The sequence below is a fragment of the Citrobacter sp. EC_71 genome, assembly GCF_019584005.1.
Classification (GTDB): domain Bacteria; phylum Pseudomonadota; class Gammaproteobacteria; order Enterobacterales; family Enterobacteriaceae; genus Citrobacter; species Citrobacter werkmanii.
In genome coordinates this window covers 1-4,001 of record NZ_VDAY01000048.1, presented here as the reverse complement: position 1 = coordinate 4,001, position 4,001 = coordinate 1, and the positions used below count along the sequence as shown (strand labels likewise).

Genomic DNA, 4,001 nt, shown 5'->3' with positions numbered 1-4,001 from the left:
AGCCTAAATAGGCTGATTCGATGTGTTTGCGGGAAAAAAATCGGCCCAGATCCGCGAAATTTTAATCAGCGAGTCAGCTTGGGAAGAAATGACCTGCTTATTCGCACCTTCCTTAATAATACCTTCAAATAAAAAAAGCGGTCCGGCGACATCCCCCGGACCGCTTCAATAAACTGTCTGATGTTATGTATTCATCAGTGTGCAAATATCATACCAGCTTATGGTTCAGATAGCCACGTTGCTTAATTGTTGTGCAATGTAACAAATGTGAGGTATGTGTAGGTAATCGTTATTTTTAGGACTTAATGCACCGGTATTCTGGGCTTCAAATTCATCGGGGTAATGGCAAGTTAATGAAAAAAAGACCATTCCTCACGGGGGAAAAATGGTCGAATAATAGTATCCTGGTTCTGTGTACGTCAGGGTTCCAGTAGGATAGCGTCTATTGTCATGAACAAAACGACAAATAAGGGGGTAAATATGCCTCATTTTTGTTAAGGAATTGTCTATATGAACTGTTACTCAGTTTCTGTCCGTGAAATGGTCAGTATCAGGTATCAGACAATCATATCCTTTTATCTCACTGAGATTCCGGGCTGGACTTGATATCATCTAAACCTTTTCGGATTTCCACGTTTGGAAAATACAAGCCTTTCAAGAATTATACTGGTCTGTTAAGGAAGGTGCGAATAAGCGGGGAAATTCTTCTCGGCTGACTCAGTCATTTCATTTCTTCATGTTTGAGCCGATTTTTTCTCCCGTAAATGCCTTGAATCAGCCTATTTAGACCGTTTCTTCGCCATTTAAGGCGTTATCCCCAGTTTTTAGTGAGATCTCTCCCACTGACGTATCATTTGGTCCGCCCGAAACAGGTTGGCCAGCGTGAATAACATCGCCAGTTGGTTATCGTTTTTCAGCAGCCCCTTGTATCTGGCTTTCACGAAGCCGAACTGTCGCTTGATGATGCGAAATGGGTGCTCCACCCTGGCCCGGATGCTGGCTTTCATGTATTCGATGTTGATGGCCGTTTTGTTCTTGCGTGGATGCTGTTTCAAGGTTCTTACCTTGCCGGGGCGCTCGGCGATCAGCCAGTCCACATCCACCTCGGCCAGCTCCTCGCGCTGTGGCGCCCCTTGGTAGCCGGCATCGGCTGAGACAAATTGCTCCTCTCCATGCAGCAGATTACCCAGCTGATTGAGGTCATGCTCGTTGGCCGCGGTGGTGACTAGGCTGTGGGTCAGGCCACTCTTGGCATCGACACCAATGTGGGCCTTCATGCCAAAGTGCCACTGATTGCCTTTCTTGGTCTGATGCATCTCCGGATCGCGTTGCTGCTCTTTGTTCTTGGTCGAGCTGGGTGCCTCAATGATGGTGGCATCGACCAAGGTGCCTTGAGTCATCATGACGCCTGCTTCGGCCAGCCAGCGATTGATGGTCTTGAACAATTGGCGGGCCAGTTGATACTGCTCGAGCAGGTGGCGGAAATTCATGATGGTGGTGCGGTCCGGCAAGGCGCTATCCAGGGATAACCGGGCAAACAGACGCATGGAGGCGATTTCGTACAGAGCATCTTCCATCGCGCCATCGCTCAGGTTGTACCAATGCTGCATGCAGTGAATGCGTAGCATGGTTTCCAGCGGATAAGGTCGCCGGCCATTACCAGCCTTGGGGTAAACGGCTCGATGACTTCCACCATGTTTTGCCATGGCAGAATCTGCTCCATGCGGGACAAGAAAATCTCTTTTCTGGTCTGACGGCGCTTACTGCTGAATTCACTGTCGGCGAAGGTAAGTTGATGACTCATGATGAACCCTGTTCCATGGCTCCAGATAACAAACATGATCTCATATCAGGGACTTGTTCGCACCTTCCCTAAAATTATCAGAGCATCGACGTACAGAACGAGAATATCGTATCTCTGTCGTGACGGGAAAGTCTGGGGGATGACTGTACAGATCGTTTTTGCCACATACCTTAACGGGGCAAGTGGTGCAATCCTGGTTGTGTCTGACAGGTTTGTCCTGCTCGATGAGATCCTCTGTGCGCACCAGGCGCTAACCGTCTGCCGTAATGTCAGGCAAAGGAAGGCGAGTGTTTCTTCATGATGGACAGATGAAAACATGGCGGCCATCCGTTTTCTTGTCAGTAATGATTATTATTGCATTGATGGCGATTTATTATTCATCAGGTGATGCGGCAGACGGGAATTAATAATAGCCTGATCATTATCAGACTTGTTATTATCGGATGCCCACTGGTAATAATAATCAGTTACGGTATTAATGGTACCGGTTTAATTCTCTGTGTAACGGTTAAAAAATTATATGGCGTCTGTCAAAAACTGTGGATAAAATGATTTTTTCTATGGACATAAATGAAATTTACCCCGAAAATTAAATTGCAGGGAAGTAATAAATCAGTGAACAATTCTGTTGGCCGGGAATGGTGATGTCGCATCATCCCGGTTCTTTTATGATTTGAGTTGTGCTCCGGATCAAATTTATTGCCCGTAGTGCGTGTTATAAGCATGGAAAGGTTACATTTCTAAAAATTATAACGCTGACCTGGGGACCGGGAATATGTATTCATTTATCGCACGCCAGCCTATTTTTGACACAAAAATGCAGACCGTCGCTTATGAGCTGCTTTTCAGGGACGGAATGAACAATGCCTTTCCCGATGTTTCACCAGAATACGCCACGTCCAGAATGATTTCTGACCAGTTTTTATGCATCCCTGTTCCCCGTATAGCCAACAATCACAGTTCTTTTATTAATGTGCCGCACCAGATGATCATTAACGGACTGGGCGATACGCTGCCGAATGAAAAAGTGGTCATCGAAATTCTGGAAAATGCAGTCCCGGATGATGCGCTTTTCTGTGCCGTAAAGGATATGCACGACAGGGGTTACCAGCTTGCGCTCGATGATTTCACGATGGATGATGAATGGGACCGCTTTATGCAGTATATTTCTGTCATCAAATTTGATGTCAGAGACAATGACTATGAAGATATCCGGCAATATATCCACAGAAAAAGTCAGCTTCTGCAGGGCATAAAATTCCTTGCTGAAAAAGTGGAAACAAGGGACGAGTTTGAGCTTTACAGCCGGGCGGGTTTCGCGCTTTTCCAGGGATTTTTCTTCAGTCGCCCGGAAATCCTCAGAAATAAATGCCTTTCCCAGAACCCCCTGCCACTCTCCAGGCTGATGATGGAGGTGAACAGGGAAAACCCGGACTTTGCCGCGGTCGAACGTCTGCTTAAAACCGATCTGACGCTGTCATATAAAATCATGCGCTACGTCAGAAACATGCTGTTTAACTCACATGGCATAATTCAGGCGGACAATCTTACCCTGAAAGAAATGCTGATGTATCTGGGGGGCAAAGAACTCCGGCGGTTTGTTGCGGTGGCCGCCCTTTCAAATATGGGGCGTTCCGGCATCAGTGAACTTTATCATCTGAGCATGGTTCGCGGAAAATTCTGCGAATTAATTGCTGGAAAAATAAATAATGTTTCATTATCCTATAACGCATTTATATGCGGTCTGTTTTCATTGCTGGATGTCATTCTTGAACTCCCCATGGACGATTTAATTAAACAGATTTCAATCCCGCAAAACGTAACTGCCGCGCTTTGTGAACATAAAGGTGAACTTTTTGACATACTGACCCTGTCGTTATGTTATGAGAAACTTAACTGGGAGGAAACCGCGAAAATATGTAATACCCTCAATATCAGCGAGTTCACTGTTATAGAAACCATGCAGGCCGCAACAAAATGGGCGGACGAGCTCGCCGTCTGTTAAGGATATTTATCACAAGACAAATCAGTCATACACATCATTTTTTTAATTAAAGAAATACCGGTGAACGCCGTTATATCCGCTTATCCAGACACAACGAGACACTATTATCATGACGTGGAAAACCACACAGGGGCAGGTTACCCTTTTGCTTGTCAGTTTTTTTGTATTTTTAATTATCGTGACCTATACCGT

At 45.7% G+C, this 4,001-nt stretch carries 2 protein-coding genes; one reads left to right on the top strand and one right to left on the bottom strand.

Going from position 1 to position 4,001, the window contains the following annotated elements:
• Positions 1–824: 824 nt before the first annotated feature.
• A protein-coding gene (locus tag FHD02_RS23910; protein WP_227538339.1) for an IS5-like element IS5 family transposase occupies positions 825–1,804 on the bottom strand; the annotation gives its coding sequence in 2 pieces (ribosomal slippage) (positions 825–1,675 and positions 1,675–1,804; 981 coding nt in all).
• 775 nt (positions 1,805–2,579) lie between these two features.
• Between FHD02_RS23910 and FHD02_RS23905 the strand changes: the two genes are divergently transcribed.
• A complete protein-coding gene (locus FHD02_RS23905) occupies positions 2,580–3,809 on the top strand; it encodes an EAL and HDOD domain-containing protein (protein ID WP_016241607.1) in 1,230 nt (409 codons plus the stop codon).
• The last annotated feature ends 192 nt before the right edge of the window (positions 3,810–4,001 follow it).

Excerpts from the sequence above, each read along its gene's own strand:
- FHD02_RS23905 (WP_016241607.1), top strand. The coding sequence starts at position 2,580 with ATGTATTCATTTATCGCACGCCAGCCTATTTTTGACACAAAAATGCAG.